At 68.8% G+C, this 17045-nt stretch carries 15 protein-coding genes; 4 read left to right on the plus strand and 11 right to left on the minus strand.

Features of this window, described 5'->3' with window-relative positions; all coding sequences use genetic code 11:
* Window positions 1-1084 precede the first annotated feature (1084 nt).
* The 9 genes from OL358_RS08160 to OL358_RS08200 form a co-directional block, all read right to left on the minus strand.
* Window positions 1085-3004: a clostripain-related cysteine peptidase gene (locus OL358_RS08160; protein ID WP_264709474.1), complete on the minus strand. Its 1920-nt coding sequence runs from the start codon at window positions 3002-3004 to the stop codon at window positions 1085-1087.
* Between the two features lie 27 nt (window positions 3005-3031).
* A complete protein-coding gene (locus OL358_RS08165; protein WP_264709475.1) occupies window positions 3032-5371 on the minus strand; it encodes an arylsulfatase in 2340 nt (779 codons plus the stop codon).
* A gap of 111 nt (window positions 5372-5482) precedes the next feature.
* Window positions 5483-6307 (minus strand): FAD:protein FMN transferase, encoded by an 825-nt coding sequence (locus OL358_RS08170; RefSeq protein ID WP_264709476.1) that lies wholly within the window; start codon window positions 6305-6307, stop codon window positions 5483-5485.
* The gene (locus OL358_RS08175) at window positions 6304-6843 is read right to left on the minus strand and encodes an FMN-binding protein (protein WP_264709477.1); all 540 of its coding nucleotides are present in this window, start codon (window positions 6841-6843) and stop codon (window positions 6304-6306) included. The genes OL358_RS08170 and OL358_RS08175 overlap by 4 nt, the downstream gene beginning before the upstream one ends.
* A gap of 11 nt (window positions 6844-6854) precedes the next feature.
* A complete protein-coding gene (locus tag OL358_RS08180; RefSeq protein ID WP_264709478.1) occupies window positions 6855-8279 on the minus strand; it encodes a ferredoxin reductase family protein in 1425 nt (474 codons plus the stop codon).
* A gap of 21 nt (window positions 8280-8300) precedes the next feature.
* Window positions 8301-8765, minus strand: a complete 465-nt coding sequence (locus tag OL358_RS08185; RefSeq protein WP_264709479.1) for a hypothetical protein — start codon at window positions 8763-8765, stop codon at window positions 8301-8303.
* An 88-nt stretch (window positions 8766-8853) separates the two neighbouring features.
* Window positions 8854-9858: a sensor histidine kinase gene (locus OL358_RS08190; protein WP_264709480.1), complete on the minus strand. Its 1005-nt coding sequence runs from the start codon at window positions 9856-9858 to the stop codon at window positions 8854-8856.
* On the minus strand, window positions 9855-10535 hold the full coding sequence (locus OL358_RS08195) for a response regulator transcription factor (protein WP_264709481.1): 681 nt from the start codon (window positions 10533-10535) through the stop codon (window positions 9855-9857). Before OL358_RS08195 ends, OL358_RS08190 begins: the two co-directional genes overlap by 4 nt.
* Window positions 10536-10786: 251 nt before the next feature.
* The gene (locus OL358_RS08200) at window positions 10787-11767 is read right to left on the minus strand and encodes an aldo/keto reductase (RefSeq protein WP_264709482.1); all 981 of its coding nucleotides are present in this window, start codon (window positions 11765-11767) and stop codon (window positions 10787-10789) included.
* A gap of 176 nt (window positions 11768-11943) precedes the next feature.
* Between OL358_RS08200 and OL358_RS08205 the strand changes: the two genes are divergently transcribed.
* Together OL358_RS08205 and ppk2 are read left to right on the plus strand one after the other, a co-directional pair.
* Entirely contained in the window at window positions 11944-12813 is an 870-nt protein-coding gene (locus OL358_RS08205; protein WP_264709483.1) for a helix-turn-helix transcriptional regulator, read from the plus strand.
* Window positions 12814-13078: 265 nt separating this feature from the next.
* The gene (ppk2, locus tag OL358_RS08210; RefSeq protein WP_264709484.1) at window positions 13079-13906 is read left to right on the plus strand and encodes a polyphosphate kinase 2; all 828 of its coding nucleotides are present in this window, start codon (window positions 13079-13081) and stop codon (window positions 13904-13906) included.
* Window positions 13907-13988: 82 nt separating this feature from the next.
* On the opposite strand, the gene OL358_RS08215 is transcribed toward ppk2, so the two are convergent.
* Together OL358_RS08215 and OL358_RS08220 are read right to left on the minus strand one after the other, a co-directional pair.
* Entirely contained in the window at window positions 13989-14453 is a 465-nt protein-coding gene (locus OL358_RS08215; protein WP_264709485.1) for a hypothetical protein, read from the minus strand.
* 155 nt (window positions 14454-14608) lie between these two features.
* Window positions 14609-15283 carry a TetR/AcrR family transcriptional regulator gene (locus tag OL358_RS08220; protein WP_264709486.1) on the minus strand — a complete coding sequence of 225 codons (675 nt, stop codon included), beginning with the start codon at window positions 15281-15283 and terminating at the stop codon, window positions 14609-14611.
* Between the two features lie 113 nt (window positions 15284-15396).
* On the opposite strand from OL358_RS08220, the gene OL358_RS08225 reads away from it, so the two are divergent.
* Together OL358_RS08225 and OL358_RS08230 are read left to right on the plus strand one after the other, a co-directional pair.
* Window positions 15397-16434 (plus strand): NAD(P)-dependent alcohol dehydrogenase, encoded by a 1038-nt coding sequence (locus tag OL358_RS08225; RefSeq protein WP_264709487.1) that lies wholly within the window; start codon window positions 15397-15399, stop codon window positions 16432-16434.
* Between the two features lie 94 nt (window positions 16435-16528).
* Window positions 16529-17017: a DUF6326 family protein gene (locus tag OL358_RS08230; protein ID WP_264709488.1), complete on the plus strand. Its 489-nt coding sequence runs from the start codon at window positions 16529-16531 to the stop codon at window positions 17015-17017.
* Window positions 17018-17045: the final 28 nt, after the last annotated feature.

Genomic DNA, 17045 nt, shown 5'->3' on the forward strand with positions numbered 1-17045 from the left:
ATCTGGCGAGATCCGACTCAATCCCGGTGATTCGGAGCAGCGTAGATCGGCGGATTTCGGCGGCCAGTGATCCGGTGCGATCCCTGTGTAGCCCTGCGTAACGGTTCAAATCTCGCCGACAAGGGACTCACGACTTCTCCGTGTGACTGCTGGACTCGCCTTCTTGCAGCCGGAGCTTGCCGCAGTGCTCGGAGAGGACGCGCATGGTCGATGAGGAGGGGAGTCGGATGACTCACCGGACCATCGAAACGCTCCGCATGTGGGTAGCGGAGCTTGAGAGGCGCAGGCCTTCGGCTGCGAGCACGATCCGGGTGATCCCTCAGGACAGAGAATCAGGCCAACACTGGTCCAGTGGCTGTGCGGCTTTTGAACTCTCCGACCGAGATATACATCGAGCCGCCGATACGGAGGCGGGAGCAATGGATGACTACGGTTGAGCCGCGCACTCCGTACGTGAGACTTGGGTCAGCCAACGTCCAACTCATGGCTGCCGCGGTGTCGACGCTTGCGCAACTGTGCGCGTTCTTCCAGCCCAAACTGACGGTTAAGCACGGGGCAGCGTCACTGGCCTGTCGACGAAACACGTCCGGATAGGGAGTGAGAACGGTTTGAGAAGAGTTGAGACGGATTCGGCACAGCGAGGCTCACTAACGAAAGACCGATTGCGGCGGAATGATGCGCTTGCACACCGAACCTCACCTGCGAAATGTCTAGGGGTGGGAGTTCAAATCCCTCCGTCTCCGCCACGAATAGCCCCGATCAGGGGCTATCTCTATTCTACGTGAGAACGATTTGGGAAGAGGTTGCGCGCGTTCCCTGCGGCCGCGCCAGACATTGGCCGGTTCGGCAGCGTTCGTCTAGCCGGGCGAGCCGCGGAATCACGCGGGTCTCGACGTCATCGCCTCCGGGTCGAGGAACGGCTTTCGAGGGGACGCGGGGATCGACTCCTCCGCCTCCCTCGCGCGCCTTCGTTCGTGACCTGATAGTCGACTTGGCGGCGGTGGTAACCCGCGGTCTCATCGACTGATCCGCACCTGTCGGTAGGTTTTCCACGCGCGTGGCGCGCGCCTGATCCACTCCGCCCTCACTCAGCCGTGACGGCGAAGACCGCGTAGTCGCCCGTGCCCGCGTAGTCGCGCACCGAGACGTCGAGTGCGAGCTCAGTGCCCGGCTCCACCGTCTCGATGAGGTACTCGAGGTTCTCGATGTCTGCCCAGATGCCGACGTCGCCGGTGCGCTCGTAGACCCATTCCCCGTCGGCCGTCGACACGAGGGCGACCGGGAAGAGCAGACCATCGGGGTCGGGCTCGAACGCCCCGAGGGTGCCGCTCGCGTCGCGCGCGAACAGGTCCTCTTCCACAATCGTGCCGTCGTCATCGAGGACGATGGACAGGAGGGCGTCCTCGAACTCGGCCGGGTCGTCGCCGGGCGCGACGTAGTCCAGGGGGATGTCGATCACCGTGTGGCCGGTGCCGGGGTCGATGCCGATGCTCTGGTACACCAGGTGCTCGTCCTCGCCGTCGCCGATGAGCATGTAGGTGAGGTCGTATTCGGCCTGGATGCCGGACTGCCCGTCCTGATCCACGAGGTCGGCGGGCATCTCGAGCACGTAGACCGAGTCGCCGTCGCGCTCGAATCCGACGGCGACGGATGCCTCGACCAGCGAATCGCCGGTGTCTCCCTCGAGGGGCACGAACACGCTGAGGCCGTCCTCCCCGAAGCTCGCCTCGAGCGTGGCCTCATCGTCGAAGACGGCGCGCGAGGCCTCATCCAGCAGCGCCCCGCTCGTGAAGAACTCCGCGAGCGTCGCCGGCCAGGTCGGCACCCCCTCGAGGCCGAGGTAGTCGTCGTAGAAGTAGCTCTGCAGCGGCGGGAAGTAGATCGACAGTCCGGTCGACGCGGATGTCGCGGGGCCCGCGACATGCTCGATCACCATCGCATCGAGGGCCTCGATCGCTGCAGCCGCGCGAGTGGCCAGCTCGCCGTCGCCGCTCTCGACGAGATTGCCGAGGAAGCCCCCGAGGTCGATCTGGTACATGCTGGAGGCCGGGTCCGGGTCGCGACCGAACTCGAGGACGTCCTGCTGGGCGAACGCCAGCTCCGGGGTGTACGCGCCCGGATCGTCGATGTACGCCTCGGCCACGTCGCTCATCGCGGCCTGCAGGTCGTCGACGCCGGCGAGGTCGAGGATGCCGAGCGTGATGTCGGACTCTGTCCCTTCTTCGACCGCCTGCTCCGAGTACCCCTCGAGCATCGCGGAGGCGAGGGCGGGAGCATCCGTCTCGGGGTCGTCCTGGATGACGGCGAGCTGCTGGTAGTTCCAGCCGTGGCCGGGCTCGACCTCTTCGGACGCCACCATGTAGTCGGCGTAGGGGGCGAGCGTGCTCACGACCTCGTACGTCGCCATGAGGCACGCGTCGAAGCCGATCATGTCGAGCTTGTCGACGCCGGTCGCGGCCAGCCCAGCATCGATGCCCGCGGCGATCTCGTCGAGTTCGAGCGGATCCTCGCCGTCGGTCTCGTCGGCGCCCATCCCCAGCCATCCGCCGCCGTGGTCCCACAGCAGCAGCGCGTAGTTCTCGGCCGGATACTCGCTGACGGCCGTCTCGACGAAGCTCGCGAGGGTCGCGGGGTCACCGGTGTTGAGCTCGCCGAGGTCGGCGAGCTCGACGAACTCGTCCTGCTGCACCTCGAAGAGCTTGGTGTCCTCCCAGTCGTCGAGGTTGAGCACGCCGTCCGACGAGTAGTCGGGACTGCGGTCCACCATCGCGACGACGTTGAGATCGTCGCTCGACCCGACCGAGGCCATCTCGGTGAGGTCATCGAGGGCGTACGGCTCGAGGTTCGTGTCGCCCATCATGTAGACGAGGAAGGTCCAGGATGCCTCCCCCTCGGCGTCGTCGTCCGGCTCGGCCGCGCCCGTCTGAGCGAGGAACAGAGCGGTCAGGGCGGCGATCGCGATCAGCGGGATCACGACGAGCCACATGAATCGTTCCGGCTTCATTCCTCTTCCTCCCGCGCGGCGGCCACGTCACTTCGTGTAGGCGACGTGGAACCGGTCGATCGTTCCCTCGAAGGCGAACGGCATCCGGTCGGCGTACGCACGCGACACCGGGCCCCCGTACGCACGGCCGACGTCGAGGCAGTCGTTCGCCGAGAACAGCAGCGGCGCGCTCACCGGAACGACGCCCGTGGCGGCATCCGTCCCGTCGACGCGCAGCGCCACGTTGAGCGGGCCGCCCGGTCGCGGCTCGACGTACGACGTGACCACTTCGATGGTGTGCGTCCCTGCCGGCAGGGGAGCCGAGGCGGCGACGGTCGTGCGCTGGACGAGGAAAAGGTTGTACTCGTAGGTGAGTACGCCGTCCACGAGGAACAGTGTCAGGCCGCCCCCGGCGCCGCCGAGCTTGTACAGCACGCCGTTGGCGGCCTCGCCGACCTCGACCTCGATCGTCACCGTGTTCGGCTTGTTGCCGAGTGCCGGGGCGCAGAATTCGGGCACACGGGTCGTGTCGCCGGTGAAGTCCCACTCGGTGTAGGGCGTGCTGATGCGGAGCTCGGGGTGGTACACCGGCACCCATAGTCCGGCGCCGACCGGCAGGACCTTGTTCTTGGCAGCCTCGATCGCGAAGAGCTCTTTGAGCGCGGCGAGCTTGTCGGGGTGCTCCGCGGCGAGGTCGCGGGCCTGGCTCCAGTCCTCGTCGAGGTTGTAGAGCTCCCACCTGTCCTCGTCGGGCGTCCACGTCGCGATCCCGGGAGGGGCACCGGGAACCCACGGCAGGCGCGGACCGGTCGTGGAGGCGATCCAGCCGTCCTCGTAGATCGAGCGGCTCGCCATGACCTCGAAGTACTGCACCCGGTGGCGATCGTCTGCGGACTTGTCGTCGATCGAGTACGCGAAGCTCGTGCCGTCGATCGGATCCTGATGAATGCCGTTGACGTTCTCGGGAGCCGCGATGCCGAGGATCTCGTAGATCGTCGGGGCGAGGTCGATGACGTGGTGGAACTGCGTGCGCGGCACCGGGTCGTGCTCGATGCGGCCCGGCCACTGGATGAACATCGGGTTGCGCGTGCCCCCGAGGTGCGACGCCATGAGCTTCATGCCCTGGTACGGCGTCGAGCCCGCCCACGCCCACGCGGCGTGGTACTGGTTGTCGGTCGCGGGGGTTCCGAGGGCATCGAGTCCACCGAGCTCGTCGAGCGCGGCGATGTGCTGGTCGATCGTGGTGGGGATCATGTTCTGCGCGAGCAGCTCGCTGATCGTGCCGTTCTGGCCCTCGCCCGAGGACCCGTTGTCGCCCCAGATGTAGACGATGATCGTGTTGTCGCCATACCCCAGGCGCTCCAGCTCGTCCACCACGCGTCCTGACTGCACGTCGGCGTGCTCGCCGAATCCGGCGCACACCTCCATGAGGCGGGCCTGGAACGGCTTCTGATGGTCGGGGATCTCGTCCCACCCCTGGAGGGACTCCGGACGTGGCGTGAGCTCGGCATCCTCCGGCACCCAGCCTGCGGCCTTCGCGCCGGCCAAGGCCTCCTCCCGGTAGACGTCCCAGCCGTCGTCGAACGCGCCGGCGTACTTGTCGGCCCACTCCTTCATGATGTGGTGCGGGCCGTGGATGGCGCCGGTGGCCCAGTACATGAAGAACGGCTTGTCGGGGGAGAGGGCCTTGTGGTCGCGCAGCCACGCGATCGCGTCGTCGGCGATGTCTTCGCTGAGGTGATATCCCTCTTCCGGAGACTTCGGCGGCAGCACGCTCGTGGTGTTGCGCACGAGGTTCGGTTCGTATTGGGATGCTTCGCCCGCGAGGAATCCGTAGAAGTACTCGAACCCGTTCCCGGTGGGCCAGTTGTCGTACGGTCCCGCTTTCGTCGTCTCCTCGGCGGGCGTGTTGTGCCATTTGCCCCACGCGGCGGTGGAGTAGCCGTAGTTGCGCAGGACCTCCGCCATCGTGGCGCTGCTCTTCGGGATGTGGCCGGAGTACCCGTCCCAGTCGTTCGCGAGTTCGGCGATCTGCCCCGCCCCGACGCGGTGGTGGTTGCGGCCCGTCAGCAGGGACGCCCGGGTCGGCGAGCACATCGACGTCGTGTGGAAGCGGTTGTACCCGATGCCGGCCGACCGGATCCGCTCCAGCGTCGGAGTCTCGATCTTTCCGCCCAGCGGTGCCGGAAGCGCGGGGCCTGCGTCGTCGATGAGGATGACCAGAACGTTGGGGGCGTCCTCCGCGAGGTGCGGTTCGGTCGGGAGCGGCGAATAAGTCGACTCGGCCAGGGTACGGCCGGCGAAGCTGCCGGACGGCTTCGGTGGGAACGGAAGGGTTCGAGCAGGGGGCAGGGGGGTTCCGATCACCGATCGCGCAGCATCCGTCATCTTCGTCTCCTCACTCGTGAGCACTCCTTCGGGGCTCCGCGATCCACGCTACGGTCGGCGGTCCGGGCGACCATCACACCATCGGGGTGATCTGCAGGCGGGACTCCTGAGTCAGGCCCCAGTAGCTCGATCCGGTATCGGTTCACCCCCCACGAGACGCGACGTCACCTCGACCCCGTCGATCCAGCGCCTCACCCGGCCGTCGTCGCCGACGATCATCCCGGTCGACTGCCCGGCGCGGCCGATCCAGCTCAGATCCTCGAAGCCGGAGACGACCGCCGCGGTCGCCCACACGTCGGCCCGCGCAAGGCCGGCGGCGATCAGGGTCGCAGAGATGACGCCCGATGCAGGGAGTGCAGTTCGCGGGTCGATGACGTGAGCGCCCCGCTCTGCCGGACCGGACGTCGCCACCGCGCCATTGCGCACGGGCACGGTCGCGAGCACTCGCGATCGATCGACGGGATCGACGATTCCGACGTCCCATGTCCACGAGGCGCCGGAAGAAGTGAACAGCTGCAGGTCGCCGCCGGCGTTGATGCCCACCGCCATCACCCCGGACAAGTCGAGCAGAGGAGCCAGGTGTCTCCGCGCAGCCCGCTCGACCGACCAGCCCTTCACGTATCCGGTCGGATCGTACGACCCCGAGAACCGCGCGCTGAACAGGCCGCCGGTGTCGAGTTCGGCCTGGGCGCACGCCGCCGCGACGAGCGAGAGGTCGGTCGACGCATCCGCTGCCGCGAGTTCGCCCGCGGCCACCCGCCGCAGGTCCGAGTCAGGTCGATACATCGAGAACACCCGGTCGGCCTCACACAGTTCGTCGAAGCAGGCCTCGATCGCGGCATCGACGACGGGATCGTCGGCACGACCGATCACGTGCACGCTCACGGCGGTGCCCATGATGTGGGACACCTCGACGCGCCGCCCGGGCGCGTTCATCCGCCGGCCTGGTCGAGCGCGCTCTGCAGCGACTGCAGGTAACCGTCGCTCGTGTAGGTCGCGCCCGACACCATCTGAATGTCGGCGGTCTGCGCCGACATGGTCTCGGAGACCAGCACGGGTAGCGCCCGCTCGTTGATCTGTCGGTCCTTCGGATTGCTCGACGGGTACTCGGGCACCTGGACGTCGGCGATCTCACCGCCGGAGATGGTCACCTGCACCTGCACCGGGCCGAACCGGGTCTGCGCAGCGGCGCCGGTATAGGTGCCGTCCGTGAGACCGGTCGAGGCCGAGGCATCCGGTTGCTGGGTCGTCGACGAGTCGGGTACCGCGCCCGACGACTCCGACGCGCTGTCGGATGCCGCGCCCGACGTCTCGCTGGCATCGGACGACGTCTCGCTCGACGTGCCGCTCGAGGACGCGGCAGAGCTGTCGAGGGCGAGCGGCGTCGCCGCCTCGATGTGCGACGTGCGGTAGCTGAAGAGCAGCACGAGCCCGCTGACGGTGGCCAGGATCGCGTAGATGATCCTCTTCATGGCGTCTCCTCTCAGATGGTGAACGATTCGGTGTGGAGGCGCCCCTTGGACAGCCCGGCGAGCTCGAGGTCGCGGACGACCGCGCGCATCCATTCGGGCGGCCCGCACACGAAGGCGTCGTAATCCTCGAGATCCGGAGCGAGGTGCCGCAGCGCGGCTGCGCCTCCCCATGCAGCATGCGTGTGCGGGAGCCACGGCGCACCGCCCTGCGCGCGCGGTCCGGGCAGAGGGTAGTGACGAAGCCCTCGCTCGTGGACGAGATGGGCGATCGCGTCGCTGCGCAGGGCCGCTCCCGCGAGCGTGTCGCGCGTGATCAGCGTCGCCTCGCCGGGACGCCACGGCTCCGCCTCCAGCAGCGACACGAGCGGTGCGACGCCCGCGCCGGCGCCGATGAGCAGGAGCTTGCGCCCCGTGCGGGCGGCACCCGTCAGATGCCCGTACGGACCCTCGAGGAGCACGCGGGTGCCGGGCCGCAGGTGCGTGAGCCGCTCGGTGCCGTCGCCGACGATCCGCGCCGACATCGTGAGCCGGTCGCCGACCGGCGCGGAGGAGAGCGAGAACGGGTGACCGCGCGTCCATCCCGGCCCGTCGAGGAAGCGCCAGACGAAGAACTGCCCGCCGCGGGCCCGCATGCCGGCCGCATGCGCCCCTCGCACCGTGACTGTCACGCCGGCGGTGCCGTCGGGCTCGGCCGAGACCACCCGCAGCCCTCCGCGCAGAGACCGGATCAGCGGGATCGCGATGCGGTAGGCGAGCACGGCGGCTGCGGCTGCCGCCCACAGCGTCCACCAGTACACGGTGGCGGCGGGCGATGCGGTGAAGTCGGCCCCCGCCCACAGCTGATGCGGCACCGCGAGGCCGACGCCGAGGTACGCGTAGAGGTGGATCAGATGCCACGACTCGTAGCGCAGACGGCGTCGCGCGCGACGGATCGAGGTGACGGTGACCGCGACGAGAAGGCTGGTTCCGGCGGTCGCGAGGAGCATGCCCGGGTAGTCCCACACGAACTCCCACAGCTGGACGAGCGGATTGATCCCCGCGGCGAGGGCGTAGCCGAACATCAGCAGCACGATGTGGGCGAGCATGAGCCAGAACGACCAGAACCCCGTCAGCCGGTGGGTGCGCGTGAGCGCGTCGCGGCCGAAGCCCCGTTCGAACACCGGGATGCGGGCCATCAGCAGAACCTGAAGGAGCAGCAGATTCGAAGCGATGAGGCCGGTGAGCCGGCCGACCGAGCTGAGCGCTCCCGACCCGCCCGCGAGCACCGCGTCGACTCCTCCGCCCGACACCCATAGCGCCAGGACGAACAGACTCGTGGCCCACACGACGGCGACCGCCGCGGCGTGCCAGGCCCCGGCGCGTGGGCGTCGGGTATGAGCGGGATCGCGCAGCTGGCGGGTGTTCACCGCCGTGGGAGCGAGCGTGGCCATCGTCATCTCCTGATCGTCGTGTGCGGCTCAGGAGCCGCCGTCGCTGTCGCCGGACTGTCCGTCGTCGGAGTCGTCGTCGAACTGCCCGTCGTCGTCGCCGTGGCGGCCGAAGGGGCCACCGCGATCGTCGTCGCCGGGACCGCCGAAGCCGTCGCCTCGATCCGGTCCGCCGCGGTCGAACGAGACCAGTGACGTGGCGGATGCTGCCGCCCAGCCGGCGCTGAACCCGAGCCCCAGCAGGAGCACCGCCGACACTGCCGCGACGACGGCCACGACCCAGCCCGGCCGCCGCGCGGTTGCGGGCGCTGCAGCAGGGGAGGCAACCGGCGTGGCAGGAAGGGAGGCCCCGGCCGACGCGCCGTCGGGAGCGGGCGGGATCGGTTCCGTCGCCGCGGTCGGCGTCGCCGCGAGCGGAGTCGCCGGAGCGGCAGGAGGGGTCTCGGGCTCGCCGGGCGCCGCTGCGCGGGAGCCGTCGTCTGAATTCTCGGTCATGTCGCTACGGTCGCGCGGCCACTCCAAGATGAGGCAAAGAATGCGCCCTCCTGGGCGGATTCATAGACTCTGCGTGCCGAAGGCCCAGTCAGCGGTGCGACGGCAGCACCAGCAGAAAGGTGGTGCCCTCCGGTCCCGAGCGCTCCACGGCGATGGAGCCGCCGAAGCGCATCGCGACGTCGCGGACGAGCGCGAGCCCGAGTCCGAAGCCGCGCGGCGCGCCGGGGCGGACGGATACGTCGGTGCGCGCGAACCGGTCGAACATTCGCGACGGGTCGATGCCGCTGATCCCGGGTCCGGCATCGGTCACGCGGATCGCGACGTCTCCGCCCGCCACCACCGCCGTCACCGTCACCTGGCTGCCCGGCGGCGCATACCTCACGGCGTTGTCGAGCAGAGCGGTCAGCGCCCGAAGCACCGGCACGCGGGATGCCGCCGCCCGCAGCTGATCGGGCGCGTCGACCACGATGGTCACACCGGCCGCCGCGGCGCGAGGCTGCAGCACGGCGGCGGCCTCGCGCGCGACCTCGGCGACGGCGACGACCGCGTCGGCATCCACGGCCGATGCGCCCGCGGACTCGGCCGAGACGAGCAGATCGGTGAGCACGGCATCCATCACCGCGGCATCCCCGCGCATGTCGTGCAGCACGTCGTCGACGTCTTCGCCGCGACGCACTCGATGCTCGGCGAGCTGGATCCTGCTGGTGAGCGTCGTGAGCGGTGTGCGCAGTTCGTGACTCGCATCCGCCACGAAGTTCCGCTGCACCTCGAGCGCCTCCGCGAGCGGCTGCGCCGCGCGGCGGGTGAGGTACCACGCCACGAAGCCCAGGGCGACGACGCCGATCACGCCCAGGAGCACCGTGATGGGGATCGCGTCGTCGAGATCGATGATCCGGTCCCCGCGCGGTCCGTGCTCGTCGCGAGGCGGGTGCTCTTCGCTGCGCGACGAGGCCACCAGCACGGCGATGGTGGTGGTCGTCAGCAGCACCACGACAGCCGCGGCGGCGAGACCGACCCACAGCCCCGTGCGCATGGCCGAGCGCTGCACCCGCGCGCGGTCGGCCTGGATCGCGGCATCCCTCCGGTCCGTCATCTCGGCACCCCGCTCCGGTATCCGCGCGACCGCACGGTGTCGATGATCTCCGGGGTCGTCTTGCGCCGGAGATAGTGCACGTAGGTGTCGACGGTCGCGGGCGACCCGCCCGGAAAGACACTGTCGAGGATCTCTTCGCGCGTGAAGACATGCTCCGGACTGGAGCTCAGCAGTTCGAGCAGATCGTTCTCGGATGCTGTCAGCGCCACGCGCGTCTCCGTCGGCGAGTAGAGCGCCTGAGTGGCGGGAGTGAACAGCCAGTCGCCGATCATCCGGCGGTCACCGGCTCCGCGACCGCGTCGTAGCGCGCGCAACCGCGCGCGCAACTCCGCGAAATCGAAGGGCTTCACGAGATAGTCGTCGGCTCCGGCATCCAGACCCGACACCCGGTCGTCGATCGCCCCCAGTGCCGTCAGCATGATCACGGGTGTCGAGATGCGCGCAGTGCGGATCGCGGCGACCAGCTCGGCGCCGTTCATCCCCGGGAGCCGGCGGTCCACGATCATCACGTCGTACCGGCGCGAGAGAGCGGACCGCAGGGCATCTTCGGCGGTCGCGGCGTGATCGACGTCGTACTCGTCGGAGAGGACCTCGCGGCCGATCGCAGCGATCTCGACCTCGTCCTCGACATACAGCAGTCGCGGCTTGGTGTGCGCGCTGTCGGGACTGGTGGACACGACACCAGTATCCGCCCGCTCGCTGTGGCGGCGTGCGTCGCGGTCGGACACTCCATGCTTGACGCACCGTGGAGAAAGGGTGGTGGCAGAACGTGCTCGGGGTCGTCGGGCTGATCGCGGTTCTGGCGCTCTCGGTGCGGCTCGTCACCAGCCTTCTCGGCGTCGCCTGAACGGGGCGACCACGTGGAGGGCGCCCCGTGGGGCGCCCTCCACTGATCTATGGGCCGATCGCTGACGCGGCGGCTCGGAAGTCAGGTGTCGATGGAGACCATGTTCGCTTCGTCGTGGCGTTCGCCCGCGGCAGGCTCGAGGGTCGTCAGCCGGGTGATCTGGTCGGCGGTGAGCTCGATGGCGTCGGCGGCGGTGTTCTCCTCGACGCGGACGACGCGACGCGTGCCGGGGATGGGCGCGATGTCGTCGCCTCGGGTCAGGATCCAGGCGAGCGCGGTCTGCGCGGGGGTCGCTCCGATCTCGTCGCCGATCGCGCGGCCTTCGTCGACGAGGCGCAGGTTCCGTGCGAAGTTCTCACCCACGAAGCGGGGGTTGGTCTTGCGCCAGTCGTCGTCGGGGATATCGGCTGCGGAGCGAATCTGCCCGGTGAGCAGGCCGTGGCCGAGCGGCGAGTACGGCACGAAGCCGATGCCGAGCTCGCGCAGGACAGGGAGGATGTCGGTCTCGACGTCCCTGGTCCACAGCGAGTACTCGGTCTGCAGGGCCGTCACCGGCTGCACGGCATGCGCGCGGCGAATGGTCTGCGCGGATGCCTCGGAGAGGCCGAAGTGCAGGACCTTGCCTTCTGCGATCAGCTCAGCGACGGCCCCGGCGGTCTCCTCGATCGGAGTGTCCGGGTCGACACGGTGCTGGTAGTAGAGGTCGATGTGGTCGGTCCCGAGGCGCCGCAGCGAACCCTCGACGGCTGCCTTCACGTTGGCGGGGCTGCTGTCGATGACGCCGGGGCCGCCGCCCGAATGCGAGACGAGCCCGAACTTCGTCGCGATCTTCAACTGGTCCCGGCGCCCTCGGATCGCCTGACCGACGATCTCCTCGCTGAGGTAGGGGCCGTAGATCTCGGCGGTGTCGATGTGGGTGACCCCGAGCTCGAGTGCGCGGTGGATCGTGCGGATGGACTCGTCGTTGTCGAGGGCGCCGCCGGTCGTGTAGGTGCCGGCCATGGTCATCGCGCCGAGGCCGATGCGAGAGACCTCGAGCCCTCCAAGATGTGCGTTCTTCATGTGTTCCTCGTGTCTGGTGGTGTCGGATCCGGTTGGGGGAAGCGGATGCCTGGAGCCGGTGTGTTCGCGGCGGATGCTTCGAGTCAACGCTCGTTCGTCGGAGTTAGCGTGGCCCCACCTATGGGTGCACCGGCAGGGACCCTCTCCGCGCTGGGAACGGGCGTAGCTTCGATGACATGGAATCCCCTTCCGCGATCACCGAGTTCCTCACGACGAGGCGCGCGAAACTGACGCCGGCGCAGGTCGGCCTGCCCGACTTCGGGGGGCGTCGGCGGGTGCCTGGACTGCGCCGGGAGGAGGTAGCGCTGGTGGCGGGGATGAGCGCGGAGTACTACAAACGCCTCGAGCGCGGCATCGCCACCGGGGTGTCCGAAGCCGTCATCGACGGCGTCAGCCGGGCACTTCAGCTCGACGACGCAGAGCACGCACACCTGAACGACCTGATCCGTGCCGCGAACGCCGGCGCTCACCCGCAGCAGCGCCGCACCCCCGCCCGCAAGCCACACGTCTCCGAGGGACTGCGGCAGACCATCGACGCGATGTCGACCGTGCCGGTCTATGTGCAGAACGGTCGCCTCGACGCGGTGGCCACCAACCGACTCGGCCGCGCATTGTTCTCCGAGATGCTCGACGACTCCACGCAGCCCGCGAACGCGGCTCGGTTCATCTTCCTCGAGCCGCGCGCACAGACCTTCTACCGGGCATGGGAGACGCAGGCCCGCCAGATCGTCGCCGTCCTCCGCGCCGAGGCGGGCCGTTCGCCCTATGACCGGCAGCTCAGCGACCTCGTCGGCGAGCTCTCCACCCGCAGCGACCTGTTCCGAAAGCTCTGGGGCGCCCACGATGTGCGCGAGCATCGCGCCGGTCTCAAAGCCGTCCACCACCCCGTGGTCGGCGACCTCGACCTCACCTTCCAAGCCATGGATCTGGCATCCGATCGCGGCCTGCAGATGATCGTCTTCTCGGCCGAGCCCGGATCGGCGAGTCACGAGCGGATGCAGCTGCTGGCGAACTGGGCAGAAACCAACGCTCCCATCCGTCAGTGACTGGCAGGGCGGCGACTTCTCGCCGCGCGCCCGCGGATTCGTCACGCGTGGCAGTTTCAACGGTGATTCCGCTGCGGGAGTCGGACGCGGGGGTCGATTCCCTCCGTCTCACGCAGCGCGACCGTTGTGGCATCAGGAGCGCGGGCCGTTGTCAACCCGGGTCCCGCGCGACCGCTCCATCCCTAAGTTGTGGACGGGACCATCACACACCCGGAACCGAGGGCGACATGAGCGAAACCAATGCGATTCAGAACAGGGCGGACTGATGGCGAAGGAGAAGACCGCCGGTCCGTCGTCCGTCGCCCGCGTGAAGAAGCGCCTCTACCGGGCCGAGCTGGAGAGGCTGCAGTCCGAGCTCGTCGACATGCAGCAGTGGCTCATCGCCAACAAGGCCCGCGTGCTGGTGATCTTCGAAGGGCGGGACGCCGCCGGCAAGGGCGGCGCGATCAAGCGGGTGATGCAGTATCTGAACCCGCGGCACGCCCGCGTCGTCGCGCTCCCGAAGCCCTCGAAGAAGGAGCGCGGTCAGTGGTACTTCCAGCGGTACATCGAGCGCCTGCCCACATCGGGCGAGATCGTGCTGATGGATCGCTCCTGGTACAACCGTGCCGGCGTGGAACGGGTGATGGGGTACACCTCCGAGAAGAAGTACCGTCTCTTCCTCGAGCAGGTGCCGGTGGTGGAGCGTCTGCTCATCGATGACGGGATCATCCTCATCAAGTACTGGTTCTCCGTGTCGGACGAAGAGCAGCAGTCCCGCTTCTCGTCGCGCCTGGAGGACCCCCTGCGCCGCTGGAAGCTGTCGCCGATGGACCTGGAGTCCATCCTGCGCTGGGAGGAGTACTCCCGCGCGAAGGACGACATGTTCGCAGCGACGCACACCGCGGAGTCGCCCTGGTGGACCATCGAGAGCGACGACAAGCGCGCGGCACGCCTGAATGCGATCAGTCATCTGCTCGACAGCATCCCGTACAAGCGACTCAAGCCGGAGAAGGTCACCATCCCCGACCGTCCCGCTGCCGGTGACTACGAGCGCCCCCCTCGCGACGACGACACCTTCGTCCCGGATGTCGCCGCCGACCTCGCTCGTTAGGTCGTTGCTGGGGGCACGTGGGTGCGTCGGCGCGACTGCCGCCGACTGGGCGTCGAGGTCTCACCGACCTGCGTGAGAGACCTCAGACATACCATTCACCCTGGTTCATGCCCTGGCGGTGGTGCATCGTTCCTCCGTCGAGCGGGGCGGTTTCGTGGCCGGCCAGATCGTGCACCCACGGCGGCTGGTGGTCCATCGTCACCGAGCCGGCACCGACTCTGAAGTAGTCGACGATGGGGCGGCTCCGGACGAACTCCGCTGCGATGATGTGGGCACTCTCGATGCGTGCCAGAGCGCTCCGCCAATGGAGGTCGCGCATGTTCACGGCGAACGACTCCGGGTCGATGTCGTCCGTCGCTTCTGTCGGGGCGGGCAGCTGCGAGCGCAGCTCGTCGAGGACCGTGCGCCGCTGTGGCTCAGAGAGCTGCGCGAAGGCAGCCGCGAACGCCTTGTCGGCGACGCTCGCCGGCACGTTGCCCAGGACGTGCGCATACCGCGCCAGCTGCTCGTCGTCGCTGATCGGGCGCGGAGCTCGTTGCTTCTTCACATCTCCTCCCGGACTGATGAGCGTCAGGGTACGCCCGCCGACAGGCGTCGTCGATGGGCGAAGCCGTCGCGGCACGCTCCTGCCGGGGCGGCGGAGGGCCACGTCCCACGCGCGGACGCGTGTCTCGACGAGCGTGACGGCGTACCGAGCCGTCGCTACGCGGAGTCCCTCAGGGGCTCGAGAGCGGAGAGGACGAGGTCGAGGCCGAAGGCGAACTCCTCTGTCGGGTCGTAGCCGGCGGCGACGAGCGCCGCGGCGGACTCGTTGAGGTAGGGGAACTCCTCCGGCGGAAGCTGAGGAAGGTAGACGTCTTCGGTCATGTCCGCGAGCTCGTCGGCGGTGTCGAACGGAAGGGTGGCTGCCTGCAGCGCGTAACCGTAGACATAGCTGTTGAGCAGCCAGTTGGCGTGCGTCGCGGTGAGGACCGAGAACCCGGCCTTTCGCAGACAGGCGGTGACGGCCTCGCGGTGGCGGAGGTTGGCGGGCCCCGGCGTTGTCCGAGACTCCATCAGGCCGATCGCCCACGGGTGGCGTGCGAGTACCTGTCGGGTGGATGCCGCCTCCCGGCGCATCGCGGACTGCCAGTCGATGCCTTCGGGCGGGAGTTCGATCTCGTCGAACACGATGTCGATCATGGCGTCGAGCAGCTCGTCCTTGCTCGCCACGTAGTGGTAGAGCGACATCGCGCCTGCGCCGAGCGTGCCGGCGAGCCGGCGCATGCTCAGACCATCGACCCCCTCGCGGTCGGCGAGCCGAACCGCCTCGGCGACCACCCGCTGCTTGCTCAGCCCCGCGTCTGACGCGTCTTGGCGTGGTTCCCTCGCGGACACGACTCTCCTCGCTCGCTCGAACGGCTTGACAATCGTACAGCGTACGGCCATAGTACAGCGTACGACGTACAGTGTACGAACGGTCGATCACGGCTCAGCATGGGGAGGCTTCAGTGGGAATCGAACAGCGAACGGATGCCGGGGGACCGGGGCCCGGGGCGCGTCAGGCGCGCGCGGCGACGATGCGGGCGGTCGTCCATCACCGCTACGGCCCGCCCTCGGTCCTCGAGTCCTGCCAGGTCGGGATCCCCCTGCCCGGCCGCGGTGAGGTGCTCGTCCAGGTGAGCGCGGCTTCGGTGCATCCTGGCGACTACTTCGTCATGACCGGCGTGCCGTACATGGTGCGTCTGGTGTTCGGGCTGCGCCGGCCGCGGCACGGCATCCCGGGCAGAGATCTCGCCGGCGTGGTGGCGGCAGTCGGCGCGGATGTCACCGCCGTGCACCCCGGCGACGAGGTGTTCGGGTGGAGCACAGAGGGAACGCTCGCCGAGTACGCCTGCGTTCCGGCGGACCACCTCGCACCGGTGCCCGCGGAGGTGTCGGTCGTGGATGCGGCCGCGGTGCCCACGTCCGCCCTGACGGCGTTGCAGGCGCTGGACAGGATCGCGAACGTCCAACCCGGGCAGACGGTGCTAGTCGTCGGCGCGTCGGGCGGAGTGGGCTCGTTCGCGGTGCAGATCGCCAAGGCGCTCGGCGCCGAGGTGACGGGGGTCTGCAGCACCCGCAACATCGAGCTGGTCCGCTCGCTCGGTGCCGACCACGTCGTCGACTACACGAGGACGGACTTCACCCGCGCCGAGAAGCGCTACGACGTCATCCTCGACAACGTCGAAGCCCAGCCGCTGGCGGCCGTCCGCCGGGCGGTGACGCCCACCGGCATCCTGATCCCCAACAGCGGACGCGGAGGTCGCTGGGTCGGCCCGCTCGGCCGGATCATCGCGGCGCGCGTGCTGTCGGTGTTCAGCCGACAGCGGCTGAGGCCCTTCGCGTCGGTCGAGAGGCACCAGGACCTCCTCACCCTGGTCGACCTGCTCGCGACCGGGAAGGTCGCGCCCGCCATCGATCGCACCTACCCGCTCGATGACGCAGCCGACGCGCTGCGGTACATCGCCGCCGGCCACACCCGCGGAAAGGTCGTGGTCACCATCTGACGACAGGACCGGACGAACGACTCAACCCCTGCGCATGCGCACCCAGACCTGCCGCCAGCCGGCGGACGGACCGCTCGACTCGAAGGACGAACCGATGACCATCCGAACGAAGACCTCGAACCCGCTCGACACCACGCCTGCCCCCGTGCAGGCACGGCTCGCCGCCGCCTGGACCAGCTTCATGTTCCTCTACATCTACGTCGACTTCTTCAATCTCTACAAGCCGGGCGTCGTCGACGGCATCCTGAACGGCCTCGTCTGGCGGTTCGAGGTGAGCTCGACGCTGTTGACCGTCATGCTCGCGTCCGTGGCGATCCCCGCTTTGATGGTGATGCTCTCGATGACCCTGCCCGCCCGGGCGAATCGCGCAGCGAACCTCGTCATCGCATCGCTCTACATCCCCTACTCGCTGTTCAACGCGGCAGGGGCGACCGCGGAATGGACCTTCTTCTACGGCCTCTCCATCGGAATCGAGGTGCTGCTCCTGGCCTTCATCCTGCGCTCCGCCTGGACGTGGCCACGCACCGTCGCCGTCCCGGCCGGTGCCCTGGCGACCGCCGGTCGACAGGACCTTCGTCCGTAGACGGCACGCTGCCCACGAGCGTGCATCC

This window comes from Microbacterium sp. SSM24 (assembly GCF_025989145.1).
Lineage (GTDB): Bacteria > Actinomycetota > Actinomycetes > Actinomycetales > Microbacteriaceae > Microbacterium.